Raw genomic sequence first — 16,151 nt, 5'->3', positions numbered from 1 at the left:
TGGCCACCGGACCCATCGAAACACATCTCCACCGCTCCTTCAACTGGGAAAACGGCGCCCCCGGGCCCCGGGAGGGGCCGCGGGGGCGTTCGGCTAGGTGCGGGAACGGCCTATTTGCTCAATGTGTTCGGCTGAGATCGGAAATCAACCGGGTTTATCCGCGCCGGCCTACCAAAAGGGACGGGTTTCTCATGGTCGGTTTTATCAGGCAAAACAGCGAAGGAGGTCGGCCTTGCGCATAGGTGAGGCCGACCTCCTTTGGAGCGTTGCATATGTATGGCGGCACAGGGTTTATTGCGCCGCGGCCGCTGGGGCGTTTCCGCAGGTAAAACATGCCAAAATAAACCTGCCCCTAAATGATAGGCTTTAGTGCTTGCCGTTGGCGGAAGCGGCACCGTTTACGTGATCGCGGGCGTAGATTACGCCGTGGACGATGGCCAAACCAGCGGCATCTGCGGCGCGGGCGCAGGTGTCCTGGAAGTCCTCGGCCTCGCGGGCGCGCAGCTGCTTGAGCACATAGTCTGCCACGGCCATCTTGCCGGGAGGGTTGCCGATGCCGGTGCGGATGCGACTAAAGTCGCGGCTGCCCATCTTGTCGATGATGGAGCGCAGGCCGTTGTGGCCGGCGTGGCCACCGCCCACCTTGACGCGCACGTCACCGGCGGGGATGTCGAGCTCGTCGTGGATGACGAGCAGCTCCTCGGCCTTGATCTTGTACTCGCGGCAGAGCTTGGAGATGGGTCCGCCCGAGGTGTTCATGTACGACTGCGGCTTGACCAGTACAATCTGGCGCTTACCGCCTTCTTCCTCGGGATCGTTGATGTTGATGAGCGCGACCTCGGCGCCGGCCTGGTTTTTCCAGTACGTGACGCCGGCCTGACGGGCCAGCTCGTCAATCGCCTTAAAGCCGGCGTTGTGGCGGGTCTCGGCATATTCCTCGCCAGGGTTGCCAAGTCCGGCAACCATGCGAATCTTAAGCGGCTGTGCAGCTGCCATATTTGTCCTTCCGTTACACATAAAAGTTTAATCAACGACAAAGGCTACCACGCCCGCCGAAGGCGAGACTTCGTTTCAGCGAAATCCCACCAGACAAAAGCGCGGCCGCGGCAGAGCGAGCCGTCGGAACAGAAGAAACCCCCGCGCGACCTTTGCGAAGCAAGGGGGAGCGCGGGGGTTTCTTCTGTCCCGACGGCGATGCGCCGGGTTGCAAGGACGATGCGATTACAGCGCGAAGTCGCCGCCGACGAGCGTGGAGACGGGCTCCTCGTGGTAAACGGCGGAGATGGCCTGAGCGAACTCCTCGGCGACCGAGATGGTCTTGATTTTGCCGCCGACCTCGACGGGGATGGCGTCGGTGACGACGCACTCGACGATGGGGGCGTCGTTCAGACGCTCGATGGCCGGACCGGAGAAGATGCCGTGGGTGGCGCAGACGTAGATGTCGCCGGCGCCCATAGCCTTGAGCTCCTTGACGTTGGCGCACAGGGTGCCAGCGGTGTCGATCATGTCGTCGTTGATGATGCAGGTCTTGCCCTTGATGTCACCGATGATGCCCATGACCTCGGCGGCGTTGTGGCGCGGACGGCCCTTGTGGGCGATGGCCAGGTCGCAGCCGAGCATGTCGGACAGCTTCTTGGCGGCCTTGGCGCGACCCACGTCGGGGGAGACGACAACCAGGTTGTCGGTGTCGAAGTGCATGTCGTTGTAGTACTGGCCAAACAGCGGCAGTGCGGACAGGTGGTTAACCGGGATATCGAAGAAGCCCTGGATCTGGCCCTGGTGCAGGTCGAGGGTGATGATGCGGTTGACGCCGGCACGCTCGAGCAGGTTGGCGACGAGGCGGGCGGTGATGGGCTCGCGCGGGCCGGCCTTGCGGTCCTGGCGGGCATAGCCGTAGTGGGTGATAACGGCGGTGATGGAGCGGGCGGATGCGCGCTTGGCAGCGTCGGTGGCGATGAGCAGCTCCATGAGCATGTCGTTGACGTTGCCGCCGGCCACGGACTGAATCAGGAAGACGTCGGCGCCGCGGACGGTCTCGTCGTAGCGGGCGTAAATCTCACCATTGGCGAACTGCTTTAGCGTAAGGCCCGAAAGCTCGACCCCAAGGTACTCAGCAATCTTCTGAGCGAGGGGACGGTTGGAGGAACCGGAATACACGCGGATGGACTTGCGCATATTCTCCGACTTCTCGGGATCATTAATCGGCATTACCCTTCTCCTTTATACATCGAATGCCATATAGATGCCTTGTTGCATTGTAACCGCGCGGCGGGGTTTATCGGGTCCTGATAACGTCTTTACCGCCAACGGACACGAACCGACCACTCATCCGGTTGCGCAGGTCACGATAGAAAAAGGAGCCGCCCCCATGGAGCAGCTCCTTTTGTGCTTGGTAAAACGTTATACCTCGTCGTCCTCGTGCAGACGGCGGCGATAATCGGCGGCCCAGCCCTCAATATTTACCTGACGGGCGCGGCCCAGGCCGAGTGCGTCAGCCGGGACCGGATCGGTGATGACGGAGCCGGCGGCCACGAGCGCGCCGTCGCCGATCTGGGCGGGCGCGACCATCATGGTGTCGGAGCCAATGAAGGCGTCCTTGCCGATGACGGTCTTGTGCTTGTGGACGCCGTCGTAGTTGCAGGTGATGGAGCCCGCGCCCACGTTGACGCCGGGGCCCATGGTGGTGTCGCCGATGTAGGACAGGTGCGGCACCTTGGAACCCTCGCCGATCGTGGACTTCTTGATCTCCACGTGCGTGCCGGCCTTGGATCCGTCGAGCATGTGGGTGCCCGGGCGCAGGTAGGCGCGCGGGCCGCAGTCGACGCCATTCTCGATGACGGCCTCGATGGCGATGGTCTCATCGATGGTGCAGCCGCTGCCGACGGTGGTGTCGGTGAGGCGGCTGTTGGGGCCGAGCTGGCACTCCTCGCCCACGGTGACGTGGCCGATCAGGTGCGTCTGCGGCCACACGACGGTGTCGCGGCCGATGGTGGCGTCGGGGCCGATCCAAGCCTGCGTGGGGTCGATGAACGTGACGCCCTCGGCCATCCAGTGCTCGTTGATGCGGTCGCGCGCGATGGCGGTAAGCTGCGCGAGCTGGATGCGGCTGTTGACGCCCGGGCCGTCGCGGTAGTCGTCGCAGTGGAAGATGGAGACTGCCTGGCCGTGACCCTTGAGGATTTCGAGCATGTCGGGCAGGTAGTACTCGGACTGCGCGTTGTCGTTGCCGATCTCGTTAATGTGGGCGGCGAGCTGCGCGCCGTCGAAGGCGTAGCAGCCGGCGTTGCACTCGAGTAGCTCGGCGGCCTGCTCGGGCGTGCAGTCCTTCTGCTCGATGATGCGCTCGATCTGACCATCGGCGCCCAGCTTGATGCGGCCGTAGCCAAAAGGATCGGGCGGGGTCATGGTCATGACGGTGCAGGCGAGCTCGCCGGTGGCGACGGTCTGTGCGAACTTGGCGACGGTGTCGGCGGTGATGAGCGGCAGGTCGCCGTTGAGCACGACGACGGGGCCTTGCGTGATGCCGCAGGCCTCGAGCGCGACCTTTACGGCGTGGCCGGTGCCCAGGCGCTCGGTCTGCTCGACGCACTCGACTTTGGTGGCGCTGTTGGCGTAGGCGCCGTCGATGAGGGCGCGCATCTCGTCGGCGTGGCTGCCGATGACGACCACGACGCGGCTGCAGCCGGCCTTGATGGTGGCGTCGACGATCCACTGGACCATGGGCTTACCCAGGATCTTGTGCGAAACCTTGCAGTGGTTCGACTTCATGCGGGTGCCCTCGCCGGCAGCGAGGATAATTGCGGTTGCGTCCATGTGATCTCCTGTTACGTTATAGAGACGTGTGTTTGGAAACGATACACGGCGCAATATGATACCGCAGGCATATGACGAGCGCGTAACGTTTGGGCCGCGGCGGCTGGGTTTGTGGTTCCGGCGCGGCGGTTGCGCTGCTTGTGCGGTGTTTGCGGCGCTGCGGCATTGGTATTTGGGTGAGAGGGCGGGTGCCCGTGGACAATATGCGAGAGAGGTCGGCCATCGAGCCCGTCGCGGCATTCTCGATGTCGCACCCGGCGGTGCCTGCGCTCTACATGGCGCTAACGCTGGGACTCACCATGTTCTCGATGCAACCGGTGCTGATCGCGCTGTCGCTCGCAGGCGGGCTGGCATACGGCTTTGCGACCCGCGGGGCTGCTCGCACACTGAACGCGCTTCGCTGGCAGCTGCCGGTGATTTTGATCATTGCGCTGGTCAACCCGCTGTTTAGCGCCTCGGGCTCGACGGAGTTGTTCCGCATCGGCATGCGCGCAGTGTATTTGGAGAGCATGGTATACGGCCTGTGTATGGGCGGGCTGTTTGTGGCGAGCGTGCTGTGGTTTGAGGCTGCGGCGTCGATGCTCGAATACGAAAAGGTGCTCGCGTTGCTGGGCAACGCCGCGCCGGTGCTCGCGCTCATGATCTCGATGTGCATGCGGCTTATCCCGCAGTTTTTGCGCCGCGGCCGCACGGTGCTGGCGGTGCAGGACGCGATCGATGTGCCGGGCCGCGCGCCGGCCGACCCCGTGCGTTCGCGTTTGCGGGCATCGAGTGTGTTGATGGGCTGGGGCATGGAAGATTCGCTGGAGCGCGCGGACGCCATGCGCTCCCGTGGGTGGGGCGCCGCGACGCGTCGAACGACGTATGCGCGGTATCGACTGGGGCGCAGCGACGTTGTCGCGCTGGTTGGGCTTGCGTTGTTTGGCGTGGCCACGGCGGCAGTGGCGTGGACCGCGACGACGCAGTATTCGTTTTATCCGCAGCTCTCGGTGCCGGCGCCGTGGCCGGGCTATGTCGTGTACGCTGCCTGGATGGTGCTGCCTTGCGCGTTGCATGCGATTGATGAGAAGAGGTTTGGCTGATGGCTCGGTTTGATAGGAGCTCGGCGGCGGGTGTGGCATATGGCTCGGCCGCGCCGGCGATTGAGGTGCGAGGCCTTAGTTTTGCCTATCCCGGGGCCGAGGCACCGGTGCTCGAGGGACTTGATTGGCGTGTTTCCCAAGGTGCGTTTGCGCTGCTTGTTGGCGGTACCGGGTCGGGCAAATCGACGCTGCTGTCGCTGCTCAAGCCCGAGATCGCTCCGGCGGGTACGCGCTCCGGCGAGCTGCGCGTGCTGGGCGAGCCCGTCGCCGACATGGACGTGCGGGCATCGGCGGAGCGCGTGGGTTATGTGTTCCAGGATCCCGAGAACCAGATCGTGTGCGAAACCGTGTGGCACGAGATGGCGTTTGGCCTAGAGAATCTGGGTGTGTCGCGCGACGAGATGCGCCGTCGCGTAGCTGAGACCAGCTATTTCTTTGGACTGGAAGATTGGCTTCACCGCGATACCGATGCGCTTTCGGGCGGACGCAAGCAGCTGCTGTCGTTGGCGGCCGTGCTGGCCTTGCGCCCGCGCGTGCTGCTGCTCGACGAGCCCACGTCCCAGCTCGATCCTGTTGCCGAGAAAAATTTTCTGCACGCGCTGTTTCGCGTGAACCGCGAGCTGGGTTGCACGGTTGTTGTGGCAACGCACCAGCCGCGCCCGATGCTCGAATATGCGACGTGTGCGTACCGGATTGAGGACGGTCGCGTGCGCGAGGTGGCGGATATGGCTTCTTTGGGACGCCGAGAATCGCTGTTTTCCGACGACATGTTGGGGTGGGGTGCCGTCCGATGTGCAAAAAACGGAGTATTCAGCAGGCGTGAGGACAATTTGGGCTCTCTGGAGCCGCCCGGGGACGTATCGAGCGCGAAAAAAAGTTCGAAATTGGACAAATCGTCCGAATTTGTGGCGCAAACGTCGCTCGAGAACGGCTCGGAAGCCTTCCCGCGCACGGATGGGAGCAGAATACTCCAAAAAATGCACGGCGGGTCGGCTACCACCCTGGCAGGGAGCTGGTTTCGCTACGATCGCGCGGGCGGCTGGGTGCTGCGCGGGCTCGACGTGGCGTTTTCGGCCGGTGCGGTGCATGCGATCGTGGGCGGCAACGGATGCGGTAAGTCGACGATGCTCTCGGTACTGGCCAAAACGGTCAAGTTGCAGCGTGGTCGCATGGTGCGTGGGGCGGCATCGGCGGCGCTGCTGCCCCAGAATCCCAAGGCGTTGTTGGTTGCCGAGACGGTGCGCGACGAGCTGATGGAATGGGCTTCGGCCTGCGGGTACGACGAGGCTATGGCGCGGGAGCGCGCGGCGAGTCTGGGGCTCGCGGACTTGGGGGAGCGCCACCCCTATGACCTTTCGGGCGGACAGCGTCAGCTGCTTGCGTTGGCAAAGCTGCTGTTGATCGGCCCCGAACTGCTATTGCTCGATGAGCCCACCAAGGGTTTGGACCTGGCCAGCCGCCGCATCATCGCCCGCGCCCTGCGCGACCATGCGCAGGCTGGCGGCACCGTCGTCATGGCGACGCACGACCTGGACTTTGCCGAGCAGGTTGCCGATGACATTTCCATGATGTTTGATGGCGAGATCGCCTGCATGGAGCCGCCGACCGACTTCTTTGCCGACAACGTGTTTTATAGGGCGTGATGGAATGGTGGATTATCGCGTCTCGCGCCTACTTGCAAAACTGGAGATTCCGCTGTTGTTGGCGGTGCCGGCGGTAATGGCCGCAGCATTGCTGACGGGCATTGAGCAGACAGCGCTTGCCATGCTGGTTGTGGTGGCGCTGGTGCTTGCGCTGTTCTTTGCGGGTTACGAGGCGTCGCGCCCGGGCCTGCGCCAGATTATGCCCACGCTGGTGTTGGCGGCGTTGGCCGCGGCGGGGCGCATCTTGTTTGGCCCCATTCCCGACTTTAAACCCGTGAGCGCCATCGCCATTATCGCCGGTGCGACACTCGGCCGTCGTAATGGCTTTATGGTCGGTGCGCTGGCAGCGCTGACCAGCAATTTCTTTTTTGGGCAGGGCATGTGGACGCCGTGGCAGATGTATGCCTGGGGTCTGGTGGGCTATATCGGTGGCGCACTGGCGCATGCGGGCGCGTTTGACCGCGCCGATGGAACCGTGCGAATGCCGGCACTGTTGGCGTATGGCTTTGCGTCGGGCTTGCTGTATGGCGTCGTGATCAACGCGTATGACATCATTGGTTTTGTACAGCCGCTTACTTGGGCGGGTGCCGTGGCGCGTCTTGCCACGGCAGTGCCGTTCGATATTACGCACGGCCTTGCGACCTGCGTGTTTTTGGCCGCCTTGTACAAGCCTTGGTGCCGTCGCATTAACCGTGTCGTCGTGAAATACGGGCTGTAGGGCTGGTTGCGCCGGGGCGGGAATCAATACTGCCGAAGTGCCATTCCAAAACTATGCCGGTTTACGGGGCTAGATTGGCGCGGGCCGACTATACCAGCATTTTTCGAAATAGGGCACACCGTCTACCTGCGGTTTTATTATCTCGGAATTGCATATGGTTGGGGGTTCGCGATTCAGCCCCGTAAACCGGCATAGTTTTGGAATGGCCGGCTGATATGACGGGCATCGTGGCCCTCAGAGATCCAAATTGATCCATTTTCTTCCGTCCCCAGATGTCCCCAGGGAATCAGTTGACGGCGCTTGCCACGAAACTGGCCCATCTACTACGTTTAGCTTGATACTCCCGACCATGACCGCGTTTTATGAAAAACCGCAGGCTTTCTACCTGCGGTTTTCTTTTTGCGTTGTTCGCTGTGGTTGAGGGTGGTGGCTTAAACGTAGTAGATGGGCCAGTTTCGTGGCAAGCGAGCTGCGTGGATGATCTCGCGAAGTGAAAATGATTCGTTTTCCTCCGTCCCCAGGGGATCAGCTGGGGCTAGAGCTCTAGCGTGAGGGTGACGGGGCAGTGGTCGCTGCCAAAGATGTCGCCGCGGATGCCCGTGTCGCGCACGTTGCCGGCGATTGCGTCGCTTACCAGGAAGTAGTCGATGCGCCAACCGGCGTTGTTCTTGCGGGCATTAAAGCGGTAGCTCCACCAGCTGTAGACGCCCTCGACGTCGGGGTTTGCCGCGCGCCAGGTATCGGTAAAGCCGGCGTTGAGCAGCTCGGTAAACTTGCCGCGCTCCTCGTCCGAAAAGCCGGCGTTGCCGCGGTTGGACTTGGGGTTCTTAAGGTCGATCTCCTCGTGCGCCACGTTAAAGTCGCCGCAGGTCACGACGGGTTTGCCGGTCTCGCGCTCGAGCGCGTTCAAAAAGCCGCGGTAAGCATCGTCCCAGGCCATGCGCACGTCGATGCGGGCGAGTTCATTTTGGGCGTTGGGTGTATAGACGTCGACAAACCAGAACTTGTCGAACTCCAGCGCGCAGACGCGGCCCTCGGTTGCGGCTTGGGCGACGAGTACGGCCGCCTCGCCCTCGCCGGCGTGGGGTAACAGCGCGTCGGCATGCAGCACGCACAGCGGTTCCTGGCGGCTAAAGACCGCAGTGCCCGAATAGCCTTTACGCTCGGCGTGGCTCCAGGTTTGGTGATAGCCGGCCAGGTCAATATCGACCTGGCCTTCTTGCAACTTGGTCTCTTGCAGCGCCAGGATATCGACGTCGAGTTCTTGCGCGATCTGGATAAAGCTCGGGTCCTTTTTGAGCACGGCGCGCAGGCCGTTGACGTTCCACGAGGCGAAAGTGTAAGTCTGAGGCATGGTGTCCTTTCGACGGGGTTTGCAGGCTTAAGATTAGCGCAACAGGGGCGGGGTGGGCTCCGTGGGCGACGGCGCAATCGCAGCCGCCCCGACCAACATGGACGGAGGACAAACATGACGCAAGCGATAACAGATCCCAAGCAGGCCTCCGCGGCGTTGGCGGAGCTGTTCGACACCCACGAGCGCGTGGTTTTCTTTGGCGGCGCGGGCGTTTCCACGGCGAGCGGCATTCCCGATTTTCGCAGCGTGGACGGCCTGTATCATCAGCAGTTTGCCTATCCGCCCGAGACTATGCTCTCGCATAGCTTTTATGAGGCGCATCCGGCCGAGTTCTTCGACTTCTACCGCACCAAGATGATTGCGCTTGGCGCCAAGCCCAACCGCTGCCACACCAAGCTGGCCGAGCTGGAGCGCGCCGGCAAGCTAAATGCCGTGGTGACGCAAAATATCGACGGCCTGCATCAGATGGCCGGCTCACAGCGCGTGTTCGAGCTGCACGGATCGGTCCATCGCAACATTTGCCAGTCGTGCGGCGCGGTCTATAGCGCCGAGTGGATTTGCTCGCGCGAGCACGAGGACGCCGCGGGCGTACCCGTGTGTCCTGCGTGCGGTGGGCGCATCAAGCCCGATGTGGTGCTCTACGAGGAGCCGCTCGACGAGCACGTGCTGACCGGCGCCGTTGCCGCCATCGCCGCGGCCGATGCCCTCATTGTGGGCGGGACCTCGCTCGTGGTGTATCCGGCGGCGGGTCTTACGCGTTACTTTACCGGCGATACGCTGGCCATTTGCAATCTTGCTCCCACCGATCAGGATGCAAATGCCGACCTGCTGATTTCTTGCGACATCGCGGCCGCGTTTGCGTTCCAGCCCGTGTGCGCGGATACAATAGAAAGACTGATTGCAAAGCGACCCCGCCGCCTGCGCCCGAGCGCGGCGGCGCGGGCATTTGAGGAGGATGTTCATGGCGAACGATAGCAAGACATGGCGGTGCGGAAAGTATGAGCTCAGCTTTGACCGTCCGCGCATCATGGGCGTCCTCAACGTGACGCCCGATTCGTTTAGCGATGGCGGGGAGCATTTCGACCCGGATGCCGCCATCGAGTACGGCCTGGCGATGCTCGACGCCGGCGCCGACATCATCGACGTGGGCGGCGAGTCCACGCGCCCCGGATTTACCCCGGTCAATCCCGATGAGGAGGCTCGCCGCGTGCTGCCCGTGGTGCGCGCGCTGGCCAAAGAGGGCGCCATCGTCTCGATCGACACGCGCCACGTGGCGGTTGCTAAGGCGGCCGTGCGCTGCGGCGCCTCGATCGTCAACGACGTGACCGGCTTCACCGACTCCAAGATGGTCGAGTTTGTTAAGACGAGCACCTGCGGCGTCATTGTGATGCATGCCGGCGAGGTCGCCGCTCCCGCTCGTACGCACGCGACGGTGCAGCTCGATACCTCGGCCGCGGCGTTTGTTGCCGAGAAGGCGCGCGAGGCGGCTGCCGAGGCCGCGCGTGAGGCCGAGAAGCCGGCTCGCCGCCGTCGCGGCAAGTTGCTGGGCGAGCCTAAGCCGGAGACCAAGCTTCCGGGCGGCGTGGTGCAGCCCTCGTTGCCGTTTGGCGAACCTGAGCCCGCGACCGAGCCTGCAAGCGAGCAGGAGACGCCGGCCGCCGAGCAGGCTGCTGCCGCCGAGACCGTCGCGCCCGCGCCCGAGGCCACCGAGGCCGCATCGGAGTCCAATGACCGCCTGGCCGCCATGATGCGCCGCAGTGCCCGCCGTGAGGAAGCCTATGTGCCCACCTCGCAGCTCCGCCGCTTTACCCTGCCCGATTCTGCGCCCATCATGCGCCGCGTCATGGGCTTTCTATCCGACCAGGCCCGCGCGCTCATCCACGCCGGCGTGTCGCGCGACCGCATCTGCATCGATCCCGGTCCGGGCTTTGGCAAGACGGCCAACGAGGACATCGTCATCCAGCGCGAGACTGCCAAGATGGCGTCACTGGGCTATCCGCTCATGTGCGCCGTATCGCGCAAGCGCTTTGTGGGCGCCGTCTCGGGCGTGACCGAGGCCGCCGAGCGCGATGCCGCTACGTTTGGCGTGTGCCTGGGCGCCATCCAGGCCGGTGCCAACATCGTGCGCGTGCACGACGCCGCGGGTTTTGCGCAGTTCCTGAACGGCTACTGGGCGGTTGCCAAGCCGCAGCCGCGCCGCGCGTTTGTGGCCGTGGGCTCCAACCTGGGGCATCGCTGTGACAACATCCGCGCCGCACGCGACATGATCGCCGAGATTCCACTCACCTGCGTGTCCAACTCCTCCAAGATCTACGAGAGCGAGCCGGCCTACGAGACGCGTCAGGACGCGTTTGCCAACGCCGTCATCGAGATCAAGACCGAGCTGGCGCCGTTGGTGCTGCTCGACGAGCTCATGAAGATCGAGGCCGAGCTGGGCCGCGACCGCTCCAAAAAGGCCAAGGCCAACGGCCCGCGCACCATCGACCTGGACCTGCTGTGGATGGACGGCGAGACTCACGGCGGCAAAAAGCTGCGCCTGCCGCATCCGCTCATTGGCGAGCGCGACTTTGTGCTGGTGCCGCTCGAGGACCTGATGCACGACCCGGCGCGGTTCTTCCGCTACAACGGCGTCGAGGTCAAGGAGCCCGAGGACCGCGTGGGCCATATCGTGGGCGAATTGGGGCGTATGTAGATGATTGAGATGAATGCTGTAGCCGTCGGTACCGAGCTTGACGCCGCGCGCGACGCGGGCCGCGAGGGCGCGTCTGCGGGCTGGTGCGCTTGGAGCGCGGGCGAGGCGTCGTTGACGTTTTCGCTGGTCGTGCGCCCGGACGTGAACATGCATGCCTTCCACGGCCTGCCGTTTGTGGCGGCGATGGGCATGATGGACGCGCTCGTGGGCACGGCGTCGACGCCGGGCCTGGGCCTTGCCGGCAAGGTGAGCATTGAGTGGCCGAGCAATATCGTGTGCGGCGCGCCCGCGTTTGAGACGTCGTTCGCGCGCGTTGCCGTCAACGGCGGTGCCGGTGCCGCGGGCATGTTTGCCGCGGTGACGGTTGATATTGAGCGTGCGGCGCTGGGTGAGCTTGGCGTGGATATGGCAGATGAGGCGCTGATCGAGGCATTGGCCGCCGCCGTGCTGGTCCGCGTGGACACCTGGGCGGTTGTTGCTAACACGCCGCAGGGCGCTGCCGGTCCGCTGGCTCCCGTGCTGGGCGAGTACTTCGATATGGTGCCACTGCTGGGTCGTCAGGTCGCGGCGGTGTCGCCCAGCGGCTTGCCGCTTGCGGTCGGTGTGTTTGCGGGCCTGGACATCTGGGGCCGCGCGACCATCAAGACCGATGCCGGCGAGCAGGAGTTTCCGCCCGAGGCCGTACGGATTCGCGGACTGTAACGCGAGGCGCCCGCGCTCAAAGATAGCGATGACAACAAGACCCTCCTCGGCTGTGCCGGGGAGGGTTTCGCTTGTTTGGGGAATGGGTTGCCGGCGCCCTATTCCTCAAAACCGAAAAATTTTCGTTTTTGAGGAATAGGACCGATGCGTTGCCTAGTTCGCCGCTCGCGCTCGACTTAAACCCCGCCTTACCCCAGCTTCTGCATGCGGCGGTAGATTTCGCAGATGCCTTTGATGGTGAGCTGCCCGTCGACCACGTCGAAGGCATCGGTCGAATCGGCGACGATGCCGGCGAGACCGCCTGTGGCGATAACGGTGGCGTCCTCGCGGCCCAGCTCGCGCTTCATGCGAGCGACCAGGCCTTCGGCCATGGAGGCGGCGCCCATCACGGCGCCGACCTTGATGCATTCCTCGGTGTCGCGGCCGATGGCGTGCTCGGGCGCCTCGAGCGGCACGCTGGCGAGCTTGGCGGCACGGGCGGCAAGTGCGTCCATGGAGATGCGGATGCCCGGCGCGATCGCTCCGCCAATGTAATAGCCGTCCTCATCGATGACGTCGATATTGGTCGCGGTGCCAAAGTCCACCACGATTGCCGGCGCGCCGTAGAAAGTCTCGGCCGCAACGGCGTTGGCGACGCGGTCGGCACCTACGGCCTGGGGGCGCGCCGCGCGCAGTTTGGTCACCGCGGCCGTCTGCGGCCCGATAACGATGGCGTCTGCCGCGATACGGTCGGCCACAGTGTGCCACTCGCGCGAGAGCTGCGGCACCACGCCGGCGAAGGCGATCGCGTCGACCGCGTCGAGCGAGAGGTCGTGCATCTTAAAGAAGCCCATCAGGCGCACATGGATCTCGTCGGCGGTATAGGAGCGGTCGGTGGGCATGCGCCACGACTGCACCAGCTCGTCTCCGTCAAACAGGCCCATGGCCGTCTGCGTGTTTCCCATATCGATAGCGAGCAGCATGTCTACTCCCGGTGTCGGCGTAAAAGGACGCGCACCATTGTATACGTGCCGTCGGCGGCGCTCGGCTGCGATTCGTTCACGGCGATATGGGCTGAGGGGTTTTAAATATGAAGGAATTATGCTCTACGAGATTTTCCTTGCCGTTTACCGAACTCCCACGTAATATTCTTTCTTGCGCACATGAGGCGCCCAGACATTGCGGGGTGGAGCAGTCTGGTAGCTCGCCGGGCTCATAACCCGGAGGTCGTAGGTTCAAATCCTGCCCCCGCGACCAAGTATGTTGAACTACCTGCGGAAACGCAGGTAGTTTTTCTTTTATAGAAGCAATCAATAGATAATTGTCCCCACTATTGTCCCCACTTTCAAATGTGCAGAATACCGCATCGCCTTGGATACGGTGGGAAATCTGAGGTAATATGGGGACAATTGCATACGGAGCCGTGAAAGAAAATTAGTGCTCGCAGGGCTGCGCGAACGTCGTGATATGCGCATAAGATGAGCTATTGGCGAAAAGTCACCGCTAGGCATACCACCCCGAGAGAAGACGGCGGCTTGGTAACCGTTGCTTCGAGGCGAGCGATCCCACACTACAGATGGGGACAAACAGCTTCCAGCATCCTATTATGTGAGCGAAAGGCAGCGACGGTCGGAAAAGTCGTTCACGGGATGTGCCGGTCCAGGTAGAGGCACGGAGCGACGGCAGGGAACGGGTAGGGTGCCTGTCTCTGTGTCGCTTTGTTTATATCGACTCTCCGTTACTAGGTGGACGGAGGGCCGTTATGAAGCACAAAGACAAAGACAATCCAATTCCAGCTTTCATCCCGATGGCGCTTTCAAGTGAGGACGCCGCCCGTGCGCTCGGCGTTTCCCCGAAGACGCTCGCCAACTGGCGCTGTGCGGGTAGGGGGCCTGCCTATGTTCATATCGGCGATTCCCCTCGCTCTCCAGTTCTGTATCTGATGGAGGACTTGGAGGATTGGCTTCGCTCCCGCCGCCGTTGCGTGGGAGGTGAGTAATGCATGGCTGATGTGAACGGTCGGCTTGAGCCGGACTACGCCAAGATGGAGCGTGAATGTCGCGACAGCATGAGAAGGGTGCTGCCGGAGGTCCAATGCGGCAAACTCGCTTGGGCGATCTGGAACTACTACCTTGATAAGGAGGAGCCGAAGCTGCCCAAGCCGGCGATGCTCGTATTCGAAGCCTATAGGTCCCAGCTCGATTTCAGGCGAGAGAAGTCAATCGAACAGCTGGCGCGCAATCAGTTGGGCAAGGCCCCTTCAATCGCCGGTGATTCAGGAGAAACCTGCGAAGTTTTGCCAGAAACCTGTAGAAATCTAAGCGGTTCTGAAAAGGGTTTCTTTAAAAACTCTGAAGAGGAAGGGAAATCTACCTGCGATTGTGGCGCAATCCACTGTGCGGTGACCGCGCGGTTGCCGGACGGCGACTGCGAACATATAGATAAAGAAAGAGCTACATTAAGCTCTAGAACTAGGGATGGGGCAGGGTTTGGTTTCGAGGAAAGCGGAAGAGCCCGCGCTCCGACTCTCGATGAAGTGAGGGCCTACTGCGAGCAATGTGGTCTGATTGTCTCTCCCGAAAGGTATTTCGACTACTACAACTCCAGCGGGTGGCGCGACAAGAACGGCAGTCCTATTCGCGACTGGCGGTCTAAGCTTCGCGCCTGGAACGAGCGGGAGGGGCATTACCCCGAAAAGGCGCAAGCCGTAGATTCCGGAAACGGCACGAATGGACGCAAGGGCCTCAGGATTGGTCTCATCACAAGTTCTGACAAGAAGGAGGGCGAGTGGTTCGTGCAGTCACCTGCTGAGCACGCTGGCCCCATCTCGGGAAGTAGGGGAATGAGCCGGGATGAGGCCGAGCGCCTGGCAATCGAATTGTATCCGGATTTGCGGTCCTATGTTTAGGGGAAGGTATCAAGGTCACTCTAGGGGGTGGTTCTGGGTGTCGAGGGAATCGAGGTTTCCGTGCGGGCTTCGTTTGATTCGGGAGTGCGTCTGCGATGTCCCTATGCTTGTGATGACCGATTTCGAGGACCGAGGTGTTTTGCCGTCAGATGATGCCCAGCATCGTTGCCGGCGATGCCGGCCCGCCGTCCACACCGCTCGCTTGATTGCCCTGCAAGTCTCGGGAGGCCCGCCTTCCCGGGTTGAAAATAGGGGCGGCGGCACTCCTATTTTCAACCCGGGAAGGCTCTCGCGCTGCTTAACAGCAGTGCTCACCGGCTAGAGCCGCTCTCCGAGTTGCAAGATTTGGGAAGTGTACGGACAAAGTCCACTGTTGTGGACTTTTCCTTCATTTCCATCTTGCTCCCGAGCGGCCTTAGTGGCCTTGACGGGAGGGTTCTCGCGCTTTGAAAAACTGGCAATTTCGGATTGCCTGTTTTCGGCAGCCGGCATGACCGCCGTCTGATTTTACGCTACCAGCAAACGCGGCGGCGCCATGCGCTAGTAGCTTGTTTTTGGAAAACGGGAGGAGTCGAAATCGGCATGCGAAGAAAAGGGGCGCGCGTCGAGGTGCGCATGACGGAGCGCGAGAAGGAAATCCTCAAGCGAAAAGCCGACAAAAACGGCATGACAGTTTCCGAGTACGCCCGAAAACTCCTCGCCAATTCCGACGATGAGACAATCAAGGTCATTGACACGGGCCCTTTGAGAATGGCGGCACACGAACTCGCGAAGCAGGGGACGAACCTGAATCAGTTCATGAGATTCCTGAACTCCAAAGGCGCGAGGGCATTCAACCAAGATGAAGCCAAGGCGGTTTTGGAGAAAGAGGTCTCGGCGTTCTCTGAAATCATGGAAGCGCTCGCAGCGCTCCGTATGGAGGCCGACCGAAACGGCGTCCATCTGCAAATCGAGGGTTTCGACAGTATCGAGAATGAGTGACGCGGGCAAGGAAAGGGTCGATGACACGATACGCCATCGACCCTTATCCAAGTCTGGTCTTCGGTTTTGGCGGTCGTGTCAATTCCGCAGTCCGTGAACGAGTCGGCTTGGATCCGCGCGGGCGCGGAAGACGCCGCCTCATGGTCACTGAGTGTCGCATTGGCCCGGCTACCTATTTCGTTTGAGTGCCTTTATCCTGTTTGCGATTAGAAAAAGCCCCGGCCATTGAACTGCCTCCCATTTCTTGGACACAAGAAATGGGAGGCTTTTTTATGGCTG

14 protein-coding genes and 1 tRNA gene are annotated in these 16,151 nt (G+C 62.2%); 10 read left to right on the top strand and 5 right to left on the bottom strand.

Annotated features, from left to right (window positions below; translation table 11 throughout):
- Positions 1-366: 366 nt before the first annotated feature.
- The 3 genes from pth to glmU form a co-directional block, all read right to left on the bottom strand.
- Positions 367-996: an aminoacyl-tRNA hydrolase gene (pth, locus tag DWV43_RS08780; RefSeq protein WP_195246394.1), complete on the bottom strand. Its 630-nt coding sequence runs from the start codon at positions 994-996 to the stop codon at positions 367-369.
- Positions 997-1,221: 225 nt separating this feature from the next.
- Positions 1,222-2,208 (bottom strand): ribose-phosphate pyrophosphokinase, encoded by a 987-nt coding sequence (locus DWV43_RS08775; protein ID WP_089573682.1) that lies wholly within the window; start codon positions 2,206-2,208, stop codon positions 1,222-1,224.
- Between the two features lie 192 nt (positions 2,209-2,400).
- Entirely contained in the window at positions 2,401-3,813 is a 1,413-nt protein-coding gene (glmU, locus tag DWV43_RS08770; RefSeq protein ID WP_117818161.1) for a bifunctional UDP-N-acetylglucosamine diphosphorylase/glucosamine-1-phosphate N-acetyltransferase GlmU, read from the bottom strand.
- Positions 3,814-4,016: 203 nt separating this feature from the next.
- Here glmU and DWV43_RS08765 point away from each other — a divergent pair, with 203 nt between their 5' ends.
- From DWV43_RS08765 to DWV43_RS08755, 3 genes are read left to right on the top strand one after another with little or no spacing between them, the layout of a single operon-like run.
- The gene (locus tag DWV43_RS08765; RefSeq protein ID WP_117818163.1) at positions 4,017-4,895 is read left to right on the top strand and encodes an energy-coupling factor transporter transmembrane component T; all 879 of its coding nucleotides are present in this window, start codon (positions 4,017-4,019) and stop codon (positions 4,893-4,895) included.
- Entirely contained in the window at positions 4,895-6,538 is a 1,644-nt protein-coding gene (locus tag DWV43_RS08760) for an ABC transporter ATP-binding protein (RefSeq protein WP_117818158.1), read from the top strand. Before DWV43_RS08765 ends, DWV43_RS08760 begins: the two co-directional genes overlap by 1 nt.
- A 4-nt stretch (positions 6,539-6,542) precedes the next feature.
- Positions 6,543-7,256, top strand: a complete 714-nt coding sequence (locus DWV43_RS08755) for a DUF6580 family putative transport protein (RefSeq protein ID WP_117818156.1) — start codon at positions 6,543-6,545, stop codon at positions 7,254-7,256.
- 535 nt (positions 7,257-7,791) lie between these two features.
- On the opposite strand, the gene DWV43_RS08750 is transcribed toward DWV43_RS08755, so the two are convergent.
- A complete protein-coding gene (locus DWV43_RS08750) occupies positions 7,792-8,610 on the bottom strand; it encodes an exodeoxyribonuclease III (RefSeq protein WP_117818154.1) in 819 nt (272 codons plus the stop codon).
- Between the two features lie 114 nt (positions 8,611-8,724).
- Between DWV43_RS08750 and DWV43_RS08745 the strand changes: the two genes are divergently transcribed.
- From DWV43_RS08745 to DWV43_RS08735, 3 genes are read left to right on the top strand one after another with little or no spacing between them, the layout of a single operon-like run.
- Positions 8,725-9,585, top strand: coding sequence for an NAD-dependent protein deacylase (locus DWV43_RS08745; protein WP_233539246.1), 861 nt, complete (start codon positions 8,725-8,727; stop codon positions 9,583-9,585).
- Positions 9,572-11,302 (top strand): 2-amino-4-hydroxy-6-hydroxymethyldihydropteridine diphosphokinase, encoded by a 1,731-nt coding sequence (folK, locus tag DWV43_RS08740; protein ID WP_117818152.1) that lies wholly within the window; start codon positions 9,572-9,574, stop codon positions 11,300-11,302. Before DWV43_RS08745 ends, folK begins: the two co-directional genes overlap by 14 nt.
- Positions 11,303-12,004: a hypothetical protein gene (locus DWV43_RS08735; RefSeq protein ID WP_117818150.1), complete on the top strand. Its 702-nt coding sequence runs from the start codon at positions 11,303-11,305 to the stop codon at positions 12,002-12,004.
- Between the two features lie 188 nt (positions 12,005-12,192).
- Here the strand turns inward: DWV43_RS08735 and DWV43_RS08730 are convergent, their stop codons facing one another.
- Positions 12,193-12,966 carry a type III pantothenate kinase gene (locus tag DWV43_RS08730; protein WP_117818148.1) on the bottom strand — a complete coding sequence of 258 codons (774 nt, stop codon included), beginning with the start codon at positions 12,964-12,966 and terminating at the stop codon, positions 12,193-12,195.
- Between the two features lie 197 nt (positions 12,967-13,163).
- Here DWV43_RS08730 and DWV43_RS08725 point away from each other — a divergent pair.
- From DWV43_RS08725 to DWV43_RS08710, 4 genes are all read left to right on the top strand, one after another.
- Positions 13,164-13,240, top strand: a tRNA-Met gene (locus DWV43_RS08725).
- Between the two features lie 505 nt (positions 13,241-13,745).
- Positions 13,746-13,982 (top strand): AlpA family transcriptional regulator, encoded by a 237-nt coding sequence (locus tag DWV43_RS08720; RefSeq protein ID WP_117818146.1) that lies wholly within the window; start codon positions 13,746-13,748, stop codon positions 13,980-13,982.
- 3 nt (positions 13,983-13,985) lie between these two features.
- Entirely contained in the window at positions 13,986-14,891 is a 906-nt protein-coding gene (locus tag DWV43_RS08715) for a DUF6291 domain-containing protein (RefSeq protein ID WP_117818144.1), read from the top strand.
- Positions 14,892-15,506: 615 nt separating this feature from the next.
- Positions 15,507-15,872, top strand: coding sequence for a hypothetical protein (locus tag DWV43_RS08710; protein ID WP_147346277.1), 366 nt, complete (start codon positions 15,507-15,509; stop codon positions 15,870-15,872).
- Positions 15,873-16,151 lie beyond the last annotated feature (279 nt).

Source organism: Collinsella sp. AF05-9, assembly GCF_003465595.1.
GTDB lineage: Bacteria > Actinomycetota > Coriobacteriia > Coriobacteriales > Coriobacteriaceae > Collinsella.
The sequence above is the reverse complement of the archived record's forward strand: the minus strand, read 5'-3'. Positions and strand labels throughout refer to the sequence as shown.